This is a genomic window from Streptococcus sp. NSJ-72 (assembly GCF_014334035.1).
Classification (GTDB): Bacteria; Bacillota; Bacilli; order Lactobacillales; family Streptococcaceae; genus Streptococcus; species Streptococcus constellatus.
In genome coordinates this window covers 1,015,478-1,036,948 of sequence record NZ_CP060489.1, presented here as the reverse complement: position 1 = coordinate 1,036,948, position 21,471 = coordinate 1,015,478, and the positions used below count along the sequence as shown (strand labels likewise).

Here is a 21,471-nt window from a genome sequence, read left to right as displayed (position 1 = left end):
CGTAAAAATGGTAAAATTGCGGTACAAAAGCAACAAAGAGAGGGTCGAATATGTCTAAAAAAGAATTGTTACTTGAGTACTTAGACAGTCACAATGGCATGATTACTTATAGAGATTGTAAAAAATTAGGTATTCCAACCATTTATCTAACTAGACTAGAAAACGAAGGGGTTATCTTTAGGGTCGATAAAGGAATCTATCTGTCCTCTAGTGGAGATTATGATGAATACTATTTCTTTCAGTATCGTTACCCCAGAACTGTTTTTTCTCATATCTCTGCTCTTTATCTACAGGGACTTACAGATGAAATTCCTCAATATTTTGAAGTAACAGTTCCAAAGGACTACCGTTTTAGGAATACACCATTAAATTTAAATATTCACACTGTTTCTAAAGATATTGTCAACCTAGGGGTCATCAGTGTAAAAACTCCAATGGGAAACACCGTTAACGTTTATAATTTTGAACGTGTTCTGTGTGATTTTATCCTTAATCGAGATAGCATTGATGCTGAGCTATTTGTTAAAACACTTCAAACTTATAGCAACTTCCCTAAAAGAAATCTCGCAAAGATCTATAAATATGCTACAAAAATGAATATCTTAGATGAAGTTAAACGAACTCTGGAGGTTCTAATGTGAATAAAGCAAAATTAACAGCACTCTGCCATAAAATATCGAAGAATACTGGATTAACTTTTAATTCCGTCATGACCTATTACTTTCTTGAAGCTATTCTGAAAAAATTAAGTCAGAGTTCTTATTCAAATCACTATATTTTCAAAGGTGGGTTCCTACTTTCAAACGTCATTGGGGTCGAATCTCGTAGTACGGCGGATATTGACTTCCTGTTTCATAAACAAACTTTATCAGAAGAAAATATTCAACAACAACTTGAAGAAATTTTAACTGAAGCGAAAGATGGTATTCAATTTTCAATTCAATCCATAACAGCTATTAAGGAAAGCGATGATTATGGTGGTTATCGAGCAACCATTTTATGTCAACTAGAAAATATTAAACAAATTATCCATTTAGATATTGCGACTGGAGACATTGTCACACCTTACCCTGTTACCTATGACTATAAAGCCATTTTTGATGATGGCAATTTTCCAATCATTGCTTATACGATTGAAACAATCTTAGCTGAAAAACTCCAAACCATTTATTCACGAAATTTCTTGAACAGTCGCAGCAAAGATTTTTACGATGTCTATATCCTTTCAAAGCTAAAGAAAGATGACATTGATTTTTTACAATTAAAGGTTGCTTGTGAAAGAACCTTTTCCTATCGTGAAACTGAACTCGATTTCAATAAAATCATTGAACTACTGGAGAGATTCAAATCTGACTCTGTTCAACAGCAACAATGGCAAAATTATTCAAAAAAATATAGCTATACAAAAGACATTCTATTCACAGATATACTTAATGAGATTATCAGCCTCCTGATAGCCCTCAATTCTAATCATAACGCTTAAATCGTGACTAAAAGACTTTAAAGCTAGCAGCTGACCTTGCCATAAAAAACAAAAAGAATATGCTAACATTTTTATACTTTGTTAGCATATCCTTTTTTCATTTCGTTGTGTAGGCAAAACTGATGGTACTATCCACTCCTGATAACTTGCGGAAGGTATAGTTGGGATTGCCATTATAGTTGGTCTCTGAGATAAGAAATGACCCATCTGGATAAACTTTCTCAATAAATGCCACATGCCCGTACTGTCCACCCGCAAAGGAGACAATCGCTCCTGCTTTAGGGATGGTTCCTGTTTCACCACCGAGACTAGCCGCAGTTCGTACCCAATCTTGACCATTGCCCATGGTATTGATAATCGGAATTTTCTCACCATTTTTACCTTTGAGTTTTAATCCTAATTGGTTAATCCGTGCAGCTACTCCCCATGTACATTGACCGTAGGCATAGCCCATACCGTCACCACCACCTGGGATAGAATTGTCATAAAGGTCACCACGAACAGCTTCCAAAGCTTTTGGATCACTTTGTGCGGTCCCACCATTTGGCTGGCTAAACCCTTTTTCGATTTGGTAATACCACTCAGTTGCTCTGGTTTGGCGCTCTAAGAGCTTATCTCCGCTATTTCCTTCCCAATAAATGAGAAAGAGTTGAGCAAGGTTTGCTGGACTTCCTGAATGTTTGAAAAAGTCCTTTAACCAGTTGGTGTAATAGGGATTATCCCCATGCAACATGAAATCCAGTTGTAAGCCTAAGTCATACCACTTCTGATTCTTTCGTTTGGCATATTCTAACAAAAGTGTGTGACGGCGTGACCCATCAGCAGTATCTGTCCACTGTCCTAATCCTAGTCCACGTCTCAAGATATTAGGGTAACGACCGTTATAAATAGCTGGATCACTCAGAGATAGCCACCCCTCATCATCCCAAGAGTTTTCTCTTGCCCCAACTGGAGGAGATAGGTAGTCGCCTTCAGCTCGTTTGGGATTGATAGAGGATTCTACCGACCAGTTTCCTAAGATAGCTGCGATGGCTTGATTGGTCGCTCCTTGACTTTTCAGGTACTCATAGATCGCTTTCGCTCTCGCAAACTCATCCCCGCCAAACTGACCAATGGCTGGTATAATAGTGGTTTGAAGCTGAATCACTTTAGGAAAGTAAAAGGCTGGATTGACATAAACCAATTTGTCCGTGTCATCATCTACCTTTTGATAGGTGACTTTTAGCCCCGTACCATCTTTAGTTTGGCCAATGACCTCTCCTGCTTGGACTCGCTGACCAGCCGTCACTCGACCAGTATGAACATTATAAAGAGTGAGTTGAGTCTTGTTTAGTCCCTTGCCTGATGTGAGGATAAGATTATCCCCATCAAGAGAGACTTTCCCATCCATAGGTGCCACAATCACTTGGTTCTCTTTAGCCTCTAGAATGATATGATGATGAAGCATTGGTTTCTCATCCATTACTTCGTAGCCATAGCGAACGGTCATGGTTAGAGCATCATCTTCCGTTTGTCCTTGAAAGGGATTCTCCAATTCCTGAAGGGCAAGGTAAGCTCCTTCCTCGCTCCATTCCTTCAGGTCAGCTCGTTCTTCATCAGAGAGTTTATAAGGAGGATTCTTAGTTAGGTCTGACATGGATTGAATAGATGAGCCACCATTTAAGTCCTGCCAAAGCTGACTCAAATAAGCTTGATAGGTTTGAGAACCTTCTTCCATCACTTCGTCTAAGGCATAATCCTGATACTTGTGATTCATGAAGGCCATGACCTCATCAATCTTAGTGTAGTAGGTAATGTCTTTATCATTGGTTCTCGTGTGCTCCGCATCCTCCCAGGTCAGATGGGTATAACTCTTGGTCAACTCTATCTCATCTTGTTGGATGAGACTGGTTCCTGAAATCCCCATGACAAAACTCATCATGAGAAGAAACAGAAACAAGAGGCCTGATACCACCCAAGTCATTGGATTTGTGATAAGAGCTGAAAAGAAGGTCAGGCTCCCCTTAATGGCTTGGATTATTTTTGAAAAGCCTGCAATACCTTGCTTCCCAGCCTGTTTAAGAAAAGTTTGGTAACGTCTTCTTGGCTTTAAAGGTTTTTGGCGTTTCCAGCCCTTCCCCTTTTTAAAGTTCTGATACCGTTCCTTGCCATGAGCAATCTTGTTTTTGGCAAAACGATGTCCAGTCTGCCCACCTTTCACAACGACTTTTCCAGCTTGATAGGTAAATCTAGCATAGAGTCTGCCTTTCAGACTGGTATCTTTTAGGGTTCTAAGACCATCTAAATCATCGTCTTGAGCAACTACATCTAGCGATTCGGACTCTAGAAAACGCAACCCTCGTTTAACTTTGGTAGAGGTTTTCTTGGCCTTATGAGCCTTTTTGAGCTGATGAACCTCACGTTTGGCGGAAGTGACTTCTTTTTCTGCCTGAAGGCGGTCAAGGTTTTTCTCTTTTTGGAACTGAAACCGTGAAGTTTTCGTTTCTTTTGACTCTTTGTGATAGGTAAACTTAGGATTGACAGTTTTCTCTTTTTCTTCTAGCTTGACCTCTGCCAAGTGTTTTCGGGCAAGCTTCAGACGATTTCTTGCTTGTGGGAGACGGTACTTTCTGATTTCTTTTGCCTTTAATCATCTGGGAGATACATAGGCGATAGACTCCTTAAAAGTTTCTGTCGCAGCTGCTTTTTCATCTTGATAGGCTTCTTTAAGAGTTTTCTTCTGTTCTTTTGCTTCTGCTTTCTCAGCTCGTCTGGTGAGAAAGCGCTTCTTAGGGAGAGCTATTTGTATGGCTTTCTTCTCCCTACGGTAATGAATTCGACTAGACTTTAAACTGCTTTGAAAGGTTTTTCGTGCAGTTTTAATGCTTTTCTTATCTGATATCATTTGTCAATCCTCATCTTTTCTGGATCGGTACTCATGATGTCAAAGAGCTTGGTTTGGTGTGGTATCTTATTTCTGAAAGGCACAACCGTTGAGCCAGCTTTAATGAGACCTGCTCCTTTTTCTGGATTAACCAAGTATTTCTCTAACTCCTTGGATAAACCTAAGAGGTGAACCAATTCTTCTCGGTCATTCTTAGCCTGTTTTAGGAGAATCATGAATTCGCTATTGGCAATAATGCGTCTGCCATTGGCATCAAGAAGCAGCGTTTCCACATTCTGCGTAATCCCTGTTGGCGTTGCCCCGTACTTCCGAACCCGACTCCAGAGTTTGAAGAAGAAATCAGAAGCGTACTTATTCAATAACAATAGCTGCATTTCATCAAAGTAAATCCATGTCTTCTTCCCTAGTTTTTGATTCTTCACCACTCGATTCCAAATCTGGTCAAAAATCACCATGAGGGCAATTTGTTTGAGTTCATCGCCCAGCTTTTTGACATTGTAAATGAGGAAATGGCTATCGGTTTTGATGTTGGTGCGGTGTGAGAAAATATCTAGAGAACCTTCCACATACAGTTCCATATCAAGAGCCAAGTCCTTCGCTTCTTGTTCAGGTTGCTTGGAGAGGACAAAGACCCATTCCACCAAAGACGGTTCTTGAAAATGCTTATAGGTCAAGCGTGTCACACGGTCAATCAGAGACTTCTCACGACCATCTATTTTGCGGTCCAACAATTTCCCAATCCAAGACAGGAGAAATTCTGACTTGACCTTAACAGGGTCTTCATCCATATTCTCATCTGACAAGTCTAGGACATTCAAGAAGGTGGTGGAGTCAGGCGCAATATCAATGCTTTCCCCACCAAAGGCTTGACCGATGATACTGTACTCATTTTCAGGATCGACGATGATGATTTCGGTATCATTATTCGCTTCTTTTAATTTAGTCGAGATAATTTCATGTTTTGTGGCCATGCCTTTCCCTGATCCTGATGTACCTAAAATAAGACCTGATGGGGTATTGAGTTTCCCACGGTCAATGGTAATGATGTTACTTGAAATCTGGTTAATCCCGTAAAATTTCCCGCCCTTGTCCTGAATATCAACAGAAGTCCAAGGTGAGTTGACGGCAATGTTTGACGTTAATAGCGAGCGTGACACCCCTTCTAAATAATTCTTCCCAAAAGGTAACAGACTATTAAAGGCAGCTTCCTGCATATAGGCCAAATTGTCAATGATGAGACCATTAGAGCCGGCCACTTGTTTGACAATGTCTAAGGATTGGTTCAGCTGATCCTCAGTATCCGCAAAGACCCCAATCAAAAAGAGGGTGTCAAAGAGCTTGTCGCCAGTCTGTGTCATAGTTTTAAGCAGCTCATCAGCTTCATCAATATTGCTTTCAAGAACCTGACTAACCTTTTCCAAATAAACACCAGATCGTGCCATCTTTTGTTGCTCGCCAATTTTTTGTGATTCCATCAATGTTTTCTTGGTTCGGAGCTTCTTCATGGCTTCTGACTTAACTGAGCCTTTGGCATGCAGGCTCATCATCACTTCCAAATCCGACTGTATCAAATCACGAATAAACTTGTCCCCTAACTCCATACCGTAATCCCGAACATAGACAATCTGTAGGAGTCGATTGTCTATTTCAATATGATTTTTATGTTTGAAAGATAAGCTTGGTGGTGCAATGAAATGTTTGGTGGTTTGTCCTGAACGCACGAGGTCTTGATAAGTAAAGGGCAGATGGTTTTCTCCGCGCAACATATCGGCCAGGTGATGGACTCGCTCTTCTCCTGTCAAGAGGTTAAAGCTAGCCTCGATTTCTGAAAGACCACTCTTGAAGTATTCTCCAATTTGAGACAAAGAGCGGTAAGCCAGTTTAGGCGTTTGGTCACTTTTCCCAAAAGAAATCAACTTGACAGCTGAAAAATTATTCTCTCCTGCTTCTAAGTTAGCATCCATCATACGGTTGAGTTCCTCACGGTAGGGATCAAAACCATCTTCATGCAAGGGATAAAGGACACTTTTTCGGAATTGTTCCAAGTTGACCTTCTTGTTAAAGATGGTCAGTTGGAAATTTGTTTTATCGTCCAGCGAATTGATTAAATCTGAATACTTCTCAACCATAGCCCCCTTATCCTCCCATCCCACGGTCTGGTAATTGACATCCCCTAAGAGATAGGACTGAGAGAAATAATCTGGGCTTACCTGCATGAGGCCATTGGGAAAGAGACCTTGATAAAGAAGAGTATTAAGTGTTGTTGGTAAAACCTCCTGTTTCTTTGGGGTTATCTTTTTGACCTTAGAAGAGGTCTTTGGTTTCATGAAGTGTTTTAAGTTTTTCATGGTGAATTCCTTTCTGTTCGATTAGGGTGCGGTCTGGTACCGTCATCTCGTAATGAAAACGGTATTTTAAATAGGTTTCAAAGGGGAGATCATTAGGACGATAAACCCCAAATAACATGAGGGGGATGGTAAACGTAAAAACAAATCCATAGACAAACCAGTCCCCAAATTGCCAATAAAAGAGATTTAGCCCTAAGACAAGGATGGTGATGGCAATAGCTGGCAAGACAAAAATGACTTGCCGTGTGGTAAAGCCTAACCAAGCCCTGTGTTGAACCTTTGTAACGTCCTTAAAAACACGTGTATTCATAAAATAGTAACTCCTTCTTTGATAAAAGGACCAAGATGGAAATCTTAGTCCAGTTTAAATTGTTTTGTGACTTTGACGCAGTAGGCGTCTGAACTCTCTACGCTAGTTCCTAGCTATGACAGTTCTAGTCGTCCTTGCGGAGGTCGGACAACGAAATCGACCGTAAAGCAGTACCTTGTTCCTCTTCGATTTCCAAGGAACAACCTTAAACAGTCCACTGGACTGTTTAAGCTATCCTACTCTCACATGCCCAAAATACTTCGGGCAGTGCGTTGACTGCCCACCAAGGCAATGATTAACAAAATAGCCTGCACTAAGCTACCAAACATAATGGCTAGGCTTTCCATAATCCCTGCCCCACTTGAAACAGCGATTTTTCCAGCTGATTCAAAAAGAGGTACAAGAGAGACGATGAGGAAAATCAAAACTCCTTGCAGGGCATAGACCATAATATTTTTAAGATAGCCAATCCCAATGCCACGCCAATCATCACTAAGGAAAGCTGGAATCGTCAGCGGCGCAAAAGGAATCATGAGATAAAGCTGGATAAAGCGAATGGTAATAAGAATATTCACGACCATCACACTGACTAAACGAACCAGCCAAATCATGATGGCAAAGAGTCCAACAATCATTTTTCCAACAATACCTGAGCCTTTAAAGCCTGAGATGGTATCATAGGCTGTTCCCCCATGTGACACCACGCCTGCCACCTGTTCGATGATGTGGGAAGCGACAGCTAAGATAGCTTCCACAATCACAGTGGTGTTGGTAATCACCACAGCCACCATGATGTAGCTGACAATCATTGGGGCAATGGCTTCAAAAGTCATGGCGCCTCCCGAACCCGCAATTTTCTTAGCCATCTTAGAAAATTCCAGAATCAAAACAACCGCTAAAATCGCTACCCCCAAAGGCTGCATAATCCCTTTGGTGACAGCAGACATATAAGACCAGACGGTTGGATTGTATTCTGCCAAGGATTTGATTAAATCAGCTGTTGATTTTAAATCCACATTAAAGCCTTCAAAAAGGCTGTCGCTTGAAATTTTCTCTGAGGCTAGAAAGACAAAAGCTGAGGTTAGTTTCATTATCATGTCATACCTAACCCCCTAAATTGTAATCTGGGTAACAAAGGCACCAGCAGCACCGACCATCACCCCACCCACAATTTCTAAGATGGCATTACGGACACCTGGTCCTCCATCTTTGATATTGGTCGAAAGGTTGATAATGCCCATCACAACAAGAAAAGCCCCTACGGCAATCAAGCCTTTTTGTAAGAGAGACATGGCTTGGGCAAACATGGAGCTGGCGTCCACTCCGTAAACAAAGCCTGCAAGTTTTTGATTCATATGATTCCTCGTTTCTATTAGTGTAGTGTGGTTTCTGTACTTAAATCCCTGATCTTATAATCCGATAAGTCAAGAAGTGCTTCCTTATTGCTTAGAGGGTCAATCTCATAGTGCCACCAACGAACGTCCGTTTCCTTATCTGCAAGGTATTGCCAGTTCTTATGTTTCAATGGGAAATATTTCTTCTCCTTAAAGACTGGAACTCCTGCAATTCGTACCAAACACTCATCTCGTTTCATATTTCCGACTTCATCAGGGGTCATGAGGTCCCTTGCAATTTTTTGATGAGAAGTAGAACCAGACCCTGTTTGGCCATAAGACCGACTGGTGTTCCTCACATCAATGGTTTGTTTGCCTAAAAGACTACTCATGAACTTGAAAGTCTCTTCGTCATTCCCACCCAGATACAGCAGACTGTCACAGTTACCAAGAATGGTTTTCCAAGCCTCTTTTTCCTTATAAAGCCCTTGAAGTTGAGCAATATTTTGAAGAATAGGTACGAGACTCATGTTTCGAGAACGAACCGTTGAAGTTTGTTCGGCAAAGTCTGGGATTTCTCCACAGTTCGCAAACTCGTCTAAGTAGGCTCTCACATGAATGGGAAGTTCTCCTTTGAAGTCTACATCAGCTTGTCTGGTTAAGGCTGAAAAAACCGTGGAGAAAAAGAGTGCAGACAAGAATCTGAAGGTCGTATCATTATCAGGAATGACCAAATAGACCATCGTCTTCTGAGTTCCCCATGTCTTCAAGTCCATGGTGTCCCGCTTGGTTAAATCAATGACGGATTGAATATTAAAGAGGGCAAACTTAGCCGTCGTCACAGCAATCACTGAATCCAATGTTTTGTCCTTATAGTTCTGAAAATCTGCCCAATTTCGCATGGTAAAATTCTCCATGCCATACTTCTTGGCATGATTTTCAAACATAACTTCAAGAACACTCTTATCTTGATTGTCTCCTTTAGATAAGAGTTTAATGAGTTTTCCAATTTCTGAAAAGGCTGGGTAACGCCCGCGTTTGCGACGACTGTCGGCTTCTTCTCGGCTACTCCCTGGAGGATTGTAAAAATCCACCAAGTAGGAAGCAATTGCTCGCACCAAGGTCATGGAGGCCTCATCCCAAAAGGGATCACTTCTTGAACCACTACCTTTCGTGTTGTTAAAGTACACCGTCAGCATGCGGTTCAAATCATTCTCAGTTTCCACATAACGAAAGGGATTAAAACCATCCGAATTAGTCATATTCACTATGTCTAAGACCTTGACCTGATAGCCATTTTCTAGAAAGAGCTTCCCAGTTTTTTCTGCCAAATGGTCCTTGGGATCAACCACAATGTTGGAACAGTTAAGCTGAATCAGATTTGGTTTGACAAAGCGAAAGGTCTTCCCTGCTCCTGACCCACCAATAACGACCAGGTTCTTATTTCGGTCAAACTGTGGAGCTTTCTTTTCTAAAAGAGTCAACCTGACATTTCGAGACAAGATGGTATCGTTCAAAGGATTCTTACTGGCAAAGGCTTTACGCTCACGACTATTTCCAAAACGAGCAGAGCCATACTCAGCCCCCTCTCTGTAAACCTTTTTGCCTGTTGAGATGTAAAGATAGACAAGCCCCATGGTCACCAGTCCAAAGAGAAAGCCTAAGAAGGATTTTCCAGTGAAGTTGACATCCCACAAGGGATGAAGCACTTGGTTTTGTCCCTCTCCTAAGAGATAAGCAAGACGTTCAATGGGTGGCTGATTGGGAAGACTCTCGTACAGCAAAACCAAACGATGACAGAAATAGCCAAATACAACCCCTAAGCTCCCAAAGACGAGGGCTTTTTTCCCTGAATACACTAGAGAGTCACCTCCTTGGTCTTCACGGCAGAAGATTCTGACACCACAATCTGTTCCTTAGCCTTTTCAATTTCCTCATCAAGGGTTTTATCGAATGTTAAGTCTTGAAGTTTTTCTGGATTAGAGACTAACTTTTTCAGTAACTCATCTAGGTGCCTGTCTAAAAGAGACTTGTCCTTGGCGTAGAAATGAAGATAGTTCCCTTGCCAGCTAATGGCAATGGGAAGGTTCTCGGATTCCATCAGTTCCTTGAATTTCTCCACATCAATCGGTTTATCCAACATATCCTTGGTCACGTTTACCGATTCAATGGCATAGGGACTTTGAAGCAGTTCTTCTAACTTTTGAACCCCAATCTTATAAGCGGAGTCTTGAGCTAGGGCTTGCCTAGCCGACCACTCTAAGAGCTTTAAGAGCGTTTGAACCGTAAACAGGCTACTTCTCTCCGCATATTGCAAAGCTTGGCGTTCCTGTTGTTCTGAAGACATAACTCCCTCCTTTGTATGATTCCCTCATAAAAATCAGGGTGCCTTCATAATACGAAAGCCTTCTTGATTTTGGTATCACAGAAATGATAGAAGAAAAACCGCACCATTCCAAGAGAGATGAACCAGAGTAGACATTAAAACATCCGTTTTGAGACGAACCAGTCCTAATGTCACTCCTAAGCTGCCATAAATGAACCAAGTTATCACGCTAGAAGGGTGGTGCGCTAAGGAAAAGAGGAAACTGATCAAAACAACCTGTAGGACTGGAAAAGTCAGCTTTTCCCATAATAACTCTCGATACACCACTTCTTCCACCACACTGGCATTGACTAAAAATAGAATAAAGGAGATTTTAGGAACTTGATTTTGAATAAACAGGACTGTTTGTTGGTTAGTCTCAATTCCTGAAAGCGTGACACTCATGGCAAGAGCTATACTCACCATCACGCCAAAGCTCCCTAAAAGCCAAACTCCTCTCTTTATCCAGGGCATGTTTCTTTTGGGAATGCCATAGTGTTTCCAAAACCACAGCAAAAAAGTTAAAAAAGCAACTTGTAAGACGATTAAGCCTATCCCATCAAGCCATCCCATTAAGAAGAGACTAACTAAGAGCACATTAGCATGAATGGCTCCGTACATCAGTAATATTCGTCCCATCTCTACCTCCTAAACAAATCTTCATAATCAATCTCTAAGACTGCTACAATTCTCTCCACCCATTTGAGTTGAGGCATGAGGCGATTGGACTTATAATGACGGAAGGTCTGATAGAGACGATTAAACTCACTGGGATAGACATATTGACCTTTAAAGATTTTCCGTGCTAAATCTGCCCAAGACATGCCCTTATCAATGAGGAGGATTTCTAAATTTTCCCAAAAGCGTTCGTTCATAGATCCTCCTGTTCTGTCAAGTCCTTAAAGAGATGTTCACGAAAGAGGACTTCCTTATGGTCTCTTGAAAGAAAGGTTCGTGCCTCTTCTAAACTCATATCGGGATACACTTTCTTCTGACAAACCACGAGAGGGAGACGTAAATTCTGTTCAGGTTTTCGAAGAACCAAAGTCACCAACTCACTCAATTTCATCCGTTCCTGACGTTTAAAGCGCTGAAAGGATGGAGCTAACATCTCAAAACAATCACTGGTTTTGGCAAATAAGTCCAGTAAATCCTCATGGGCCAAGTGACCAACATCTTTACAGGTATAGGAAATGTCATGTGACCTACAAAAGTTAAGGAGTTTCTGATTACGACTGGTATTTCGACTTAAATAGATTTCTAACATGTCTCCCTCCTATACGGATAAATCCTTCTGCAATTCTTGAGTCAGTGGTGTGAAAACTTTACTCCTATCAATCGGAGACTTGCCTTCGCCGAAACATTCAATCGTAATCAGACTTGTCATCTCCACTTCAGCTTGATGGATGGCTTCATCCAGTTCTGTACATTCCCTAATACTTTTATTATGTAACAACTTCATGTTCTTCTTCCTCAATCTTTCTAAATGCTCCAGCGATGGCTTCGATGACTGTCACGGTCACACTATTGCCTGCTTGTTTATACAGCTGGCTTTTACTGGAGACGCTTTCCGCTCTTTCATAGGCCCAGTCAGGAAAACCCTGAAGTCTAAAACACTCTCTGGGAGTCGGCCGTCTGATTCTTAAACGATAGAGTTTCCCATCAATGACAATCCCTGTCACCTCATACCACTTGTCCTTGCGATATTCAAGAGCTGCCACAACTACCCCCATATTGTCAGAAGTGGTTATCGTATTAGACACCCCTTTACCGACTCGTCCCCTTCGTTTTGTGGACTCTGGATAAGCAAGGTTGACAGAATCCCCTATTGTCGCCTTGGCATAACCTAGTTTAGTAGCTTCTTTGATTTTTAAATGCGGAGCTTCTTCACGACAAAGAATCTTAGGAACTTTATCGCCTCCCTGCATGGTGGTAAGTGTTGGGGATACCCCTGAGATATCATAGATGCGTCCCGTTTGAACAAAAGATGTTGGTAAGGTTCCTGCGACAACGACACCATGCCTATCTTGAGCAGTTAGAGTAAACATAGGGGCTTGATTGTCCTTAAAGCGTCTGCCATGTTGGCGTTTCTTCAGTCTATCTGGTGTTAAAACTGATATAGCAATTTTAGCTCCTTCCCCTTTTCCTCTGGTTAGGGTTGGGGATAATCCGTGACTCAAGTAAACCTCCCCACTCATGCCTTTTCCTGATGGATTAACATTGCCTAATTGCTCAAGACCAGTTGGGCTACTTTCTCTTCGGAGAGGAAATAAGAATCGGGGACGGTATCTTCTAGAATGTCCGATAATAAAGACCCTTTCTCTGTTTTGGGGGACTTGGAAATCTTTACTGTTAAGGATTTGCCATTCAACATCATACCCCAACTCATCCAATGTAGCGAGGATTGTTCGAAATGTCTCTCCCGTGTCGTGATTGAGTAAGCCCTTGACGTTTTCCAAGAATAAAAAACGTGGTTGGATCTGTTTGGCCGCTCGAGCAATTTCGAAGAACAAAGTACCTCTAGTATCCTCAAATCCCAATCGTCGGCCTGCGAGTGAAAATGCCTGGCAAGGGAATCCCCCACAGATGATGTCCACTTGTCCTCTAAGTTGTCTAAAATTTTGGTCTGTGACTTGTCTAATGTCATGAAATTCTATCTCTCCTTCAGTCTCATACATAGCTTTGTAAGATTTCCTCGCAAACTTATCAATCTCACAAAAACCAACACACTCATGGCCTTGACGCTCCAATCCCAGTCGAAAGCCTCCAATTCCAGCAAACAAATCTAAAAATTTCATTTTTCCTCTCTTTCAAAATAAAAAGAGCCTTACTATTTGTAAAACTCTTACTTAAATATGGTCATCCGTCTCTGGTGCACGGATGATTTCAATCAATAAAATAATAAGGGAGATGAGATAGACTCCACCTAGTATCCATCAAATCATCTTAATCACCTCCCTTAGCTTCTTGTCGCCTTAGTTGCTTGGTCCATTCAGACAGCACACCATTAAACACGTATTCAGCTATCGCTTCTGCCGACCGAGCAAATCTCATATGTTCCAAAGCGTACTGATAACGGTCACTAAAATAAATCATGGCGTAATCACTAGCTACCTGTGATAAACCGACTTGTCTCAACTGGTCATGAACCAAGCCCCAAATATAATCTCGATCGTACTTGGTCACTGAGTCAACTTTGGGAGAAAAGGTATCTTCTTGTTTTTCAACTACAACTTGTCTCTCCTCCTCGTCCTCAAAAAGGAAATCACTCTTTTCAGTTTCACTATATTCAGTCTCACTTCTTTCAGTCTCACTAGGGGCTGAATTTAAAACCGGCCCTGGCTGATTTGGAGACCCCCCTAGTGTTTTTTGAACACTACCCCCGTCTGAATGTAAGACTGGGGTGGTGTCATGTTCCAACTCCCCTAAATAAATCTTATTAGCCAAACGCCCTTTTTCACTGGAAGACTGTTGGACTTCATCAATGAGTCCAAATTCTCTCAATGTCTTTTTAATCGTCAGCAATTTAGACTTGGAACAACCAAGAAGTGCCATCAATTTTGAGTTGGAATAAATGAGATAAATAGCTCCATCCTCATCAATCCATCCCTTACTCAGAGATAATTCCAATCGATCTTTTAAGACCGCATAAGCCACCTTAACCTCTAGTTTCATCTCCTTATAGCGGTCACTCTCAAATAAAAGTTTTGGGAGCTTGTAGTAACGCTCTGACGTTTGATAGTGATTTGCGGTAATACGTTTCATGATTGTCCCTCCAACAATAAAAATCCAACATTACCCAGTTCATCAAATTGAATCAACTCTGCTTTCTCCATTTCAGCAACTAAATGTGTTGCTTCATCAACATCAATTCTCATGATAGCCATGAGATGACACATCACAGCATACCGTGATGACTTTTCTTCTTTTTCCATGATTTTCCTCCTCCTGAAAATAAAAAAGCGAGAACACTTATTAAAACGTTCTCGCTAGAATAAAAAAACTTTTCTCATCTAACACAAAAGCAGATATCAATAACCACTCTGCTCAATTCATTCTTTTTTTAAAAACAAAAATCCTGCCAAAGATTTTTTTGGCAGGATTTTTGGCAGGAAACCGAATCAATTTATCAGTTTCTTCAAATCGCTATGAGCTCTAAAAGACTGGTAAATCGGGATTCCGCTCTCAAATTGCTATGTGCTTCTTATTTAAGAGTAACTGAAGCTCCAGCTTCTTCCAATTTAGTTTTGATTTCTTCAGCTTCTGCAGTTGCAACACCTTCTTTAACAACAGTTGGTGCTCCATCAACAAGTTCTTTAGCTTCTTTAAGACCAAGACCTGTGATTTCACGAACAGCTTTGATAACGCCAACTTTCTTGTCGCCTGCTGCAGTCAATTCCACGTCAAATGAATCTTTTGCAGCAGCAGCTTCACCAGCGCCAGCAGCAGCTACAGCTACAGGAGCAGCTGCAGTTACACCAAATTCTTCTTCGATAGCTTTTACAAGATCGTTCAATTCAAGGATTGAAGCTTCTTTAATTTCAGCAATAATATTTTCAATGTTCAATGCCATTGTTATTTCCTCCAAATATATTTTCGTTATTTTATTATTAGTTTGTAGCATAGGCTACGCGCAACTTAACATTAAGCCGCTTCTTCTTTGTTGTCTGCAACAGCTTTGACTGCGAGAGCAACGTTGCGAACTGGCGCTTGAAGTACAGATAGTAGCATAGATAGAAGTCCTTCGCGGTTTGGAAGAGTTGCAAGAGCAACAATTTCTTCTTTAGATGCAACAGCACCTTCAATAGCTCCACCTTTAATTTCAAGTGCATCAGCTTCTTTAGTAAAATCATTGATGATTTTTGCTGGTGCTACAACATCTTCATTTGAAAATGCAACAGCAGATGGTCCAACAAAAGCATCAGCAAGGCCTTCAAGTCCAGCTTTTTCAGCTGCACGACGTAAAATTGAGTTTTTGATAACTTTATACTCAACTTCGCTTCCACGAAGATTACGACGAAGAACTGTGTCTTGTTCAACTGTAAGACCACGAGCATCAACAACAACGATACTTGCAGCTGCTTTCATTTTTTCAGCAACTACATCAACTAGTTCCGCTTTTTTTGCAATACTTGCTTCACTCATTTAGTGTTTCACCTCCGTAATTATTTTGCTTGGGGATTTTCCAAAAGAAAAACGCGCCCAAACCTAGACACGAAAGTACAATACGTTTCTTTTACACGATCCGTTTTGTCCTCGGTAGGATTTTTATGAGTCAAGCTCCCCTACTGTCTTAGGCAGTTTTTTCAAACCATTAATGATTGTAACATAAGAAAAAAAAGATTGCAAGAGTTTTTAATAATTTTTATAACTAGAACGAAAATCTATTCTTTTTAGTTAGCAGATTTATTAAATTATTGGAAAAATAAAAAAAGCAGACCATAAAGATCTGCTCTAACTATCTTATGTTTATTATGCTTTTACAATTGGAATCCAAAGTTCCATTTTGTAGTCTTTACTATCCATATCCCCTTCATAATAATATTCAAAGTCAGGTTTTCCTGAATGGACATAACCATGTTCTGGGAAAAATACTTCCATTGCATATTTCCAACCATTATGAATACATTCCGGAACACTTCCTGTTAACTCTACAATGGCATATTCTGCTTCTTCAACTTTCAAAACATCTAAACCCATACTTTTTGCTTTATCTACATCTGTAACGATGTACCCTGCTATGTAATTAATAGTACTTGGTTGTTCTACATTGTAACAAACACCGACACTTTGACCTTCTCCCAATCTTGCTAATTCATCATGACGATATTCTCCATATAGTTTATTCCAAACACTCGGACATAATGATGAATTGATATTTTGTTCATTCCTACCTGCAACTGTAAATGAATTTTTCTTTTGAATTGTGATGTTCATACTTCTTCCTCCTCTTACACTTAGTGCTAGCTGCACTCGTGAAACTATTTTGAATGGTTTTCCATTTCTTACCTCTGAAGGTGTAAATCCATGAAATTTTTTGAATGCAGTCCCAAATGAATCAGATGATTCATATCCATACTTCATCGCTATATCAATAACTTTAATATTGGTATCTCTCAGTAAAACAGCCGCTTCTGTCAACCTTCGACTTCTAATATACTCTGACAATGTTGTATCTGTTAATATAGAAAAGAGTCTGCTAAACATAGGATAAGAATAAGTGGATAAATGGGTAATTTTATCTTCATCTATTTCGCTATCCAGCACACTTTCAATGTAGTTAATTGTTTCATTAAAAAATTGAATTATCTGCATATTTTACCTCTATTCATTTTTTTATCCTATGTAAAGATACCAAAATCTCTAACTTCTTTACCTTTAGTACAATAATCTTTCAGAGTTTTATCCCTTGATACATTGAAGGCACAAATCCCTAAACTGTCCATCCAATTGGGCAATCTCCATCAGGGTATCTGCTAAAGAATTATAGGTTTCCTGCCTGCTGTCCAGATAAGCTTGGCTAAAAAGCATAGCAATTTTTTCCTTCAAGTCTGCTCTGACAGGATCATAATCTTTCAAAAATTGACTCAAGTAAAGACTTCTAACTGCTGCCAAACGAAATGAAAAAAATTGATGAAGTTGTTTTTGTTCCGCATTTAAGCCGTTTGCTCGAATAGTTTTAGCATAGTCCTCAATTATACCAACCTCACCATTTTCATATCGTTGTTTCATGATAACAGAGACACTGTGATAAATCTCCTGACTTGTTGGAAGCTTATTTCTTTGCAAATTTCCCCACATGGAATAAGCTCCTCTTTTATAGTCAATCGCTTCTGCTTTCCACGCTTTACAAAAATCACGAAAATCCATTTTCACACAAGGATAGCCTGCCGGATCATGGAAATAAATCCAATGCTCATCCATGTCATAAACTGAAACAAAATGATCCACACCTTGTAGATGGTTATAATTGAGATTATAAGTCAGATATCCCATATCCAAAGGACCTACAATAACAGAGCCATGGTCTAGATATGTCTTGAGTTTTTCTTTTAGTTCTATCACATTGACTGGCTCTGAAGAATCACAGAAAAACTCCTCATAGTCAAATCCAAGAATTTGTAAACAATGACTAATGGACTCATCTGGCATGCCATTATCAAAGAAAACCAAAGGATGTCTGTCATCTTTTTTCACAAGGGTAGATCCATTACCCATGACCATGATCGCTTCTAGGTAGTCCGAGCGAAAATCATAGCCCGCAGCCTGTAAGGCCATAGCCGTCGAATGAGAATAACAAATCGGAATATCACCAAAGTATAAATTCATCTTCCTACCTCCTTGCCTATAGTATAAACGATAGGAAAATTTATCCCCCATCAAATTTGTACGGAATTTATAGGTTTGCGTGGAAGAAAGAAATTTCACATGTTTTATTGTAAATCAAAAAAGCTATTAAAAAATGAAACTATTGTCTAAAAACATCAAAGGCTAAGCTTTTACTGCACTAATTGACAATTTTTTCTAACTATTAACAATGGTAACATAAGAAAAAATTACAAGACTTTTTGATCATTTTTTATAATTGGAGTGAAAAGCTATCCTTTTTGATTCGTAGATTTATTAAATTGTCGGAAAAAGAGAAAATGGTAAGAACTAATACGAAAAGACGATAGAATGTTTCATTCTACCGTCTAATGTGTTTTTATTCCTTGTTCAGTTCGACACTGGTTTTTTAATCTTCCCAAAATCAACGGTAATCTATTAAAGTCTTTTCTTTTAGAATGACAAGTATGCTAAAAGCTATGATTTCCGCTAGTACAGTAGCAAGCACATCGTATACGTCAAATACTACACTAGTATTAATCAATGGTAATAACTCATTAATAAAAGACCTCAGTACAACCACTATACATATATACATAAGTGTCTTTTTAGAAAATTCAATAGTTGAGACTTTATTTGCACTGAATGTTGGACTAAAAGGTTGTTTTAGCATAGCTGTTGCAATCCATGCTCCTCCACACAAAAGATAGGAACAACTGAATTAATTGAATAATATTTTCTTAAAAATATTGTGAGTAGCCAAATTAACAATCCTAAAATCGCCATAATTTCAATGGAACTGATTCTTAATTTTCTTTTCTTCATATGTTCCAACTTCTCATCAACTTTCAATTTATCCATTTTTATTGTACTAAATATCCCACCCTTATCTCGTCATAACAAAAAATATGACAATCTTGTAATATCAGTGTTTCCATTCAGCCTAGTTTTGTCTTTTCAAACATTTCTTCTTGCAGATTTAAATGCTAAAGTCCTCCGTAATAAAAAATTCACTAGTTCATCGTAAATGTTCCCAACATTTTACAAGCCTAAAATGTTTCCTTCAATCTTCAAAAAATGAAAGAATAACGGCTTTTTCTTGCTCTGTACAAGCAACCAGTGGGAGACGGAGTGAGCCGACTGCAAAGCCTTGATAATTTAGCACAGTTTTAAGTGACGCTAGGTTTGTTACGGAAAAGAGAGCTTCTATTTTGGGTAATAACTGACGTTGAATCTGAGCAGCCTTTTTAGTTTGTCCTCATCCAACTAGCTTGCAAAATACAATGATATAAATGCTATCTCATACTTCATTTCATCTTAAAAACAACTTCTGCTGTCGGACGCACTAAGCCACGCTCATGCAGGGTTTCAGCAATTTGAACAGAGTTCCAAGCAGCACCTTTAAGCAGGTTGTCTGAAACCACCCACATATGGATACCTTTTTCAGTATCCAGATCTTTGCGAATCCGTCCAACGAATGTCTCGCGTTTTCCGACAGCATTGACAGCCTGAGGGTAAATTTGACGGCTAACATCGTCCTCTAATACTGCTCCTGGGAAGTCTGCGATAGCTGCCTTGACTTCTGCAATAGGCGCTACTTCTTTTGTCTCGATATAGACAGACTCTGAGTGCGCTGAAAGAACTGGAATACGTACACAAGTTGCAGAAACTGCAATTGTTGGATCTTCCATGATTTTTTTGGTTTCATTGGTCATCTTCATCTCTTCGTAAGTGTAATCATTGTCCGTAAAGACATCAATTTGAGGAAGAGCATTAAAGGAAATCGGATAGTGCTTTTTGTCAGCACCTGCCGGAAGAATTTCTGCTTTCAAATCTTTTGGCATTATACCATCGTTTAAAACTTCACGTAGTTCCCGTTGCGTTTCTAGAATAGCTCCCATACCAGCTCCAGACACAGCCTGATAGGTAGATACGATAATGCGCTCCACCCCCCATTTCTGGCGAACTGGCTCAAGCGCAATCATCATTTGGATTGTTGAACAATTTGGACAAGCAATAATTCCCTTATGATTATCAAGTGCATGCGCATTCACTTCTGGAACTACTAATGGAACATCAGGATTTTGCCGAAAATAAGAGGTGTTATCTACTACAACTGCACCTGCTCTTACTGCATAAGGAGCGTATTTAGCAGAAATTGAACCACCTGCTGAAAAGAGAGCAATATCAACACCAGAAAAAGCTTCCTCGGTTGTTTCTTCAATCACCACTTCTTGATCTTTAAAGGATAGTTTCTTCCCCGCTGAACGTACTGAAGCCAAATAGCGTACTTTTTCAATTGGAAGACTTGATTCTTCCAACATTTTAATCATTTGAGCTCCAACGGCACCTGTAGCTCCCACCACAGCAACTGTGTATCCCATCACATACCTCTCTGAATTTTCAAAAAATTTGTGTATTGCTTGTATTATACTACTTTTCTAAAGAATTGAAAAGACTTACAAAAAATCCCTACTAAAAAAGTAGGGATTAAGGGCACTTATGTGTGATGAGCAGGTTCACACAACTCATCAAGGTCCGCTCCTGCGTATATGACCTCCCATGCTCAATATGTGGCTTGCGCCACCTATCGACTCATCGCATGAACCAATCTTACTATACTTATCAAATTATGTCAAGAAAAACTATTACATTCTCAACTCCTTCCACGTTTGAAATTAACATTTTAAAAGAGTAAAATAATTTTAGGAGGATAAAAAGTTATGGATACAACAAAACAGCCTGTCCTTATGCCTCAGGACACGAGAATAATGGCTCTCTTACTTGGTGCTGTAGGTGGCTGCCTTGATGTTTTCTCGCATATGCAATTTAGTACGCTAATCGCAACCCAAACAGGGAATATTCTTTTAATTGTAGCCGACTGGGATGATCCAACCGTAAAGACGGCTTATCGCATTCTTTCACTTGTCTTCTTTACTTTTGGTTTTATCCTTGGTATTCTACTTAAAGAACAGGCTCAAAGTTCACATTGGCGTACTTGGGGAATCTTACCGTTGACTCTCACGACTTTCCTCTTTCCTTTCTTTCACTCTCATTATTTTATCTGGGTGATATTATTTGCAACCTCTACAGGAATGGTCATGTTAACTTATACAGGCTCAAAAGTCGAGTCTCACCCCTACATGATTATGATGACCTCAGGAAATTATCGGAAAATGGTCACTGCTTGGTACGAGTATATTCGTTTTAAAGAGCGTAGACATATTATTCAAAGACAGGCTGTTAATTACTCTATGATTGTTGCCAGTTTCATCGGAGGAGCTATTTTCACTGAAGTTCTCACACGCTTCATTCATCAATATGCTATCTGGACAGTCACTGCTATTTTAACCATTATTATCGTCCATTATACTAGATATAATCGTATCCATCATTTAGAACAAAAGAATATTTAACATTA

The 21,471-nt window shown here is 39.8% G+C and carries 21 protein-coding genes, 2 pseudogenes and 1 other annotated feature; of the genes and pseudogenes, 3 read left to right on the top strand and 20 right to left on the bottom strand.

Annotated features, from left to right (window positions below; translation table 11 throughout):
• Positions 1–50 precede the first annotated feature (50 nt).
• Positions 51–641 (top strand): type IV toxin-antitoxin system AbiEi family antitoxin domain-containing protein, encoded by a 591-nt coding sequence (locus H8787_RS05105; protein ID WP_049476708.1) that lies wholly within the window; start codon positions 51–53, stop codon positions 639–641.
• Positions 638–1,483, top strand: coding sequence for a nucleotidyl transferase AbiEii/AbiGii toxin family protein (locus H8787_RS05100; RefSeq protein ID WP_187327592.1), 846 nt, complete (start codon positions 638–640; stop codon positions 1,481–1,483). Before H8787_RS05105 ends, H8787_RS05100 begins: the two co-directional genes overlap by 4 nt.
• Positions 1,484–1,580: 97 nt before the next feature.
• Here the strand turns inward: H8787_RS05100 and H8787_RS05095 are convergent.
• The 20 genes and pseudogenes from H8787_RS05095 to H8787_RS05000 form a co-directional block, all read right to left on the bottom strand.
• A pseudogene (locus H8787_RS05095) lies at positions 1,581–4,367 on the bottom strand (phage tail tip lysozyme).
• A complete protein-coding gene (locus tag H8787_RS05090; RefSeq protein ID WP_187327591.1) occupies positions 4,364–6,715 on the bottom strand; it encodes a VirB4-like conjugal transfer ATPase, CD1110 family in 2,352 nt (783 codons plus the stop codon). Before H8787_RS05090 ends, H8787_RS05095 begins: the two are co-directional and overlap by 4 nt.
• The gene (locus H8787_RS05085) at positions 6,672–7,025 is read right to left on the bottom strand and encodes a PrgI family protein (RefSeq protein ID WP_037613260.1); all 354 of its coding nucleotides are present in this window, start codon (positions 7,023–7,025) and stop codon (positions 6,672–6,674) included. Before H8787_RS05085 ends, H8787_RS05090 begins: the two co-directional genes overlap by 44 nt.
• A 242-nt stretch (positions 7,026–7,267) precedes the next feature.
• On the bottom strand, positions 7,268–8,122 hold the full coding sequence (locus H8787_RS05080) for a type IV secretion system protein (protein ID WP_106100917.1): 855 nt from the start codon (positions 8,120–8,122) through the stop codon (positions 7,268–7,270).
• A gap of 15 nt (positions 8,123–8,137) precedes the next feature.
• On the bottom strand, positions 8,138–8,380 hold the full coding sequence (locus H8787_RS05075) for a hypothetical protein (RefSeq protein ID WP_115233522.1): 243 nt from the start codon (positions 8,378–8,380) through the stop codon (positions 8,138–8,140).
• Between the two features lie 17 nt (positions 8,381–8,397).
• On the bottom strand, positions 8,398–10,218 hold the full coding sequence (locus H8787_RS05070; RefSeq protein WP_187327590.1) for a VirD4-like conjugal transfer protein, CD1115 family: 1,821 nt from the start codon (positions 10,216–10,218) through the stop codon (positions 8,398–8,400).
• The gene (locus tag H8787_RS05065) at positions 10,218–10,706 is read right to left on the bottom strand and encodes a hypothetical protein (protein ID WP_007518273.1); all 489 of its coding nucleotides are present in this window, start codon (positions 10,704–10,706) and stop codon (positions 10,218–10,220) included. Before H8787_RS05065 ends, H8787_RS05070 begins: the two co-directional genes overlap by 1 nt.
• 75 nt (positions 10,707–10,781) lie before the next feature.
• Positions 10,782–11,363 (bottom strand): CPBP family intramembrane glutamic endopeptidase, encoded by a 582-nt coding sequence (locus H8787_RS05060; RefSeq protein ID WP_187327589.1) that lies wholly within the window; start codon positions 11,361–11,363, stop codon positions 10,782–10,784.
• A 2-nt stretch (positions 11,364–11,365) separates the two neighbouring features.
• Positions 11,366–11,599 carry a hypothetical protein gene (locus H8787_RS05055; RefSeq protein WP_003033668.1) on the bottom strand — a complete coding sequence of 78 codons (234 nt, stop codon included), beginning with the start codon at positions 11,597–11,599 and terminating at the stop codon, positions 11,366–11,368.
• On the bottom strand, positions 11,596–11,991 hold the full coding sequence (locus H8787_RS05050) for a hypothetical protein (protein WP_106380297.1): 396 nt from the start codon (positions 11,989–11,991) through the stop codon (positions 11,596–11,598). Before H8787_RS05050 ends, H8787_RS05055 begins: the two co-directional genes overlap by 4 nt.
• A gap of 9 nt (positions 11,992–12,000) precedes the next feature.
• A complete protein-coding gene (locus H8787_RS05045) occupies positions 12,001–12,186 on the bottom strand; it encodes a hypothetical protein (protein WP_007518276.1) in 186 nt (61 codons plus the stop codon).
• The gene (gene dcm, locus H8787_RS05040) at positions 12,170–13,522 is read right to left on the bottom strand and encodes a DNA (cytosine-5-)-methyltransferase (protein WP_187327588.1); all 1,353 of its coding nucleotides are present in this window, start codon (positions 13,520–13,522) and stop codon (positions 12,170–12,172) included. Before dcm ends, H8787_RS05045 begins: the two co-directional genes overlap by 17 nt.
• A gap of 148 nt (positions 13,523–13,670) precedes the next feature.
• The gene (locus H8787_RS05035) at positions 13,671–14,489 is read right to left on the bottom strand and encodes a replication initiator protein A (RefSeq protein ID WP_187327587.1); all 819 of its coding nucleotides are present in this window, start codon (positions 14,487–14,489) and stop codon (positions 13,671–13,673) included.
• Positions 14,486–14,659: a hypothetical protein gene (locus tag H8787_RS05030; protein ID WP_187327586.1), complete on the bottom strand. Its 174-nt coding sequence runs from the start codon at positions 14,657–14,659 to the stop codon at positions 14,486–14,488. The genes H8787_RS05035 and H8787_RS05030 overlap by 4 nt, the downstream gene beginning before the upstream one ends.
• A 269-nt stretch (positions 14,660–14,928) precedes the next feature.
• Positions 14,929–15,297, bottom strand: coding sequence for a 50S ribosomal protein L7/L12 (rplL, locus tag H8787_RS05025; RefSeq protein ID WP_003024225.1), 369 nt, complete (start codon positions 15,295–15,297; stop codon positions 14,929–14,931).
• A 71-nt stretch (positions 15,298–15,368) separates the two neighbouring features.
• A complete protein-coding gene (gene rplJ / locus H8787_RS05020) occupies positions 15,369–15,869 on the bottom strand; it encodes a 50S ribosomal protein L10 (protein WP_003029380.1) in 501 nt (166 codons plus the stop codon).
• Between the two features lie 36 nt (positions 15,870–15,905).
• Positions 15,906–16,040, bottom strand: a sequence feature (ribosomal protein L10 leader region).
• Between the two features lie 156 nt (positions 16,041–16,196).
• Complete coding sequence (locus H8787_RS05015; RefSeq protein WP_003029379.1) at positions 16,197–17,039, bottom strand: AraC family transcriptional regulator; 843 nt, start codon at positions 17,037–17,039, stop codon at positions 16,197–16,199.
• Positions 17,040–17,126: 87 nt separating this feature from the next.
• On the bottom strand, positions 17,127–18,053 hold the full coding sequence (locus H8787_RS05010; protein WP_187327585.1) for a DNA repair protein RadC: 927 nt from the start codon (positions 18,051–18,053) through the stop codon (positions 17,127–17,129).
• Between the two features lie 1,060 nt (positions 18,054–19,113).
• Positions 19,114–19,299: pseudogene (locus H8787_RS05005) on the bottom strand (dihydrodipicolinate synthase family protein); the annotation flags it as partial.
• A gap of 58 nt (positions 19,300–19,357) precedes the next feature.
• Positions 19,358–20,434, bottom strand: coding sequence for an aspartate-semialdehyde dehydrogenase (locus tag H8787_RS05000; protein ID WP_187327584.1), 1,077 nt, complete (start codon positions 20,432–20,434; stop codon positions 19,358–19,360).
• Positions 20,435–20,773: 339 nt separating this feature from the next.
• On the opposite strand from H8787_RS05000, the gene H8787_RS04995 reads away from it, so the two are divergent.
• Positions 20,774–21,466: a YoaK family protein gene (locus tag H8787_RS04995; protein ID WP_187327583.1), complete on the top strand. Its 693-nt coding sequence runs from the start codon at positions 20,774–20,776 to the stop codon at positions 21,464–21,466.
• Positions 21,467–21,471 lie beyond the last annotated feature (5 nt).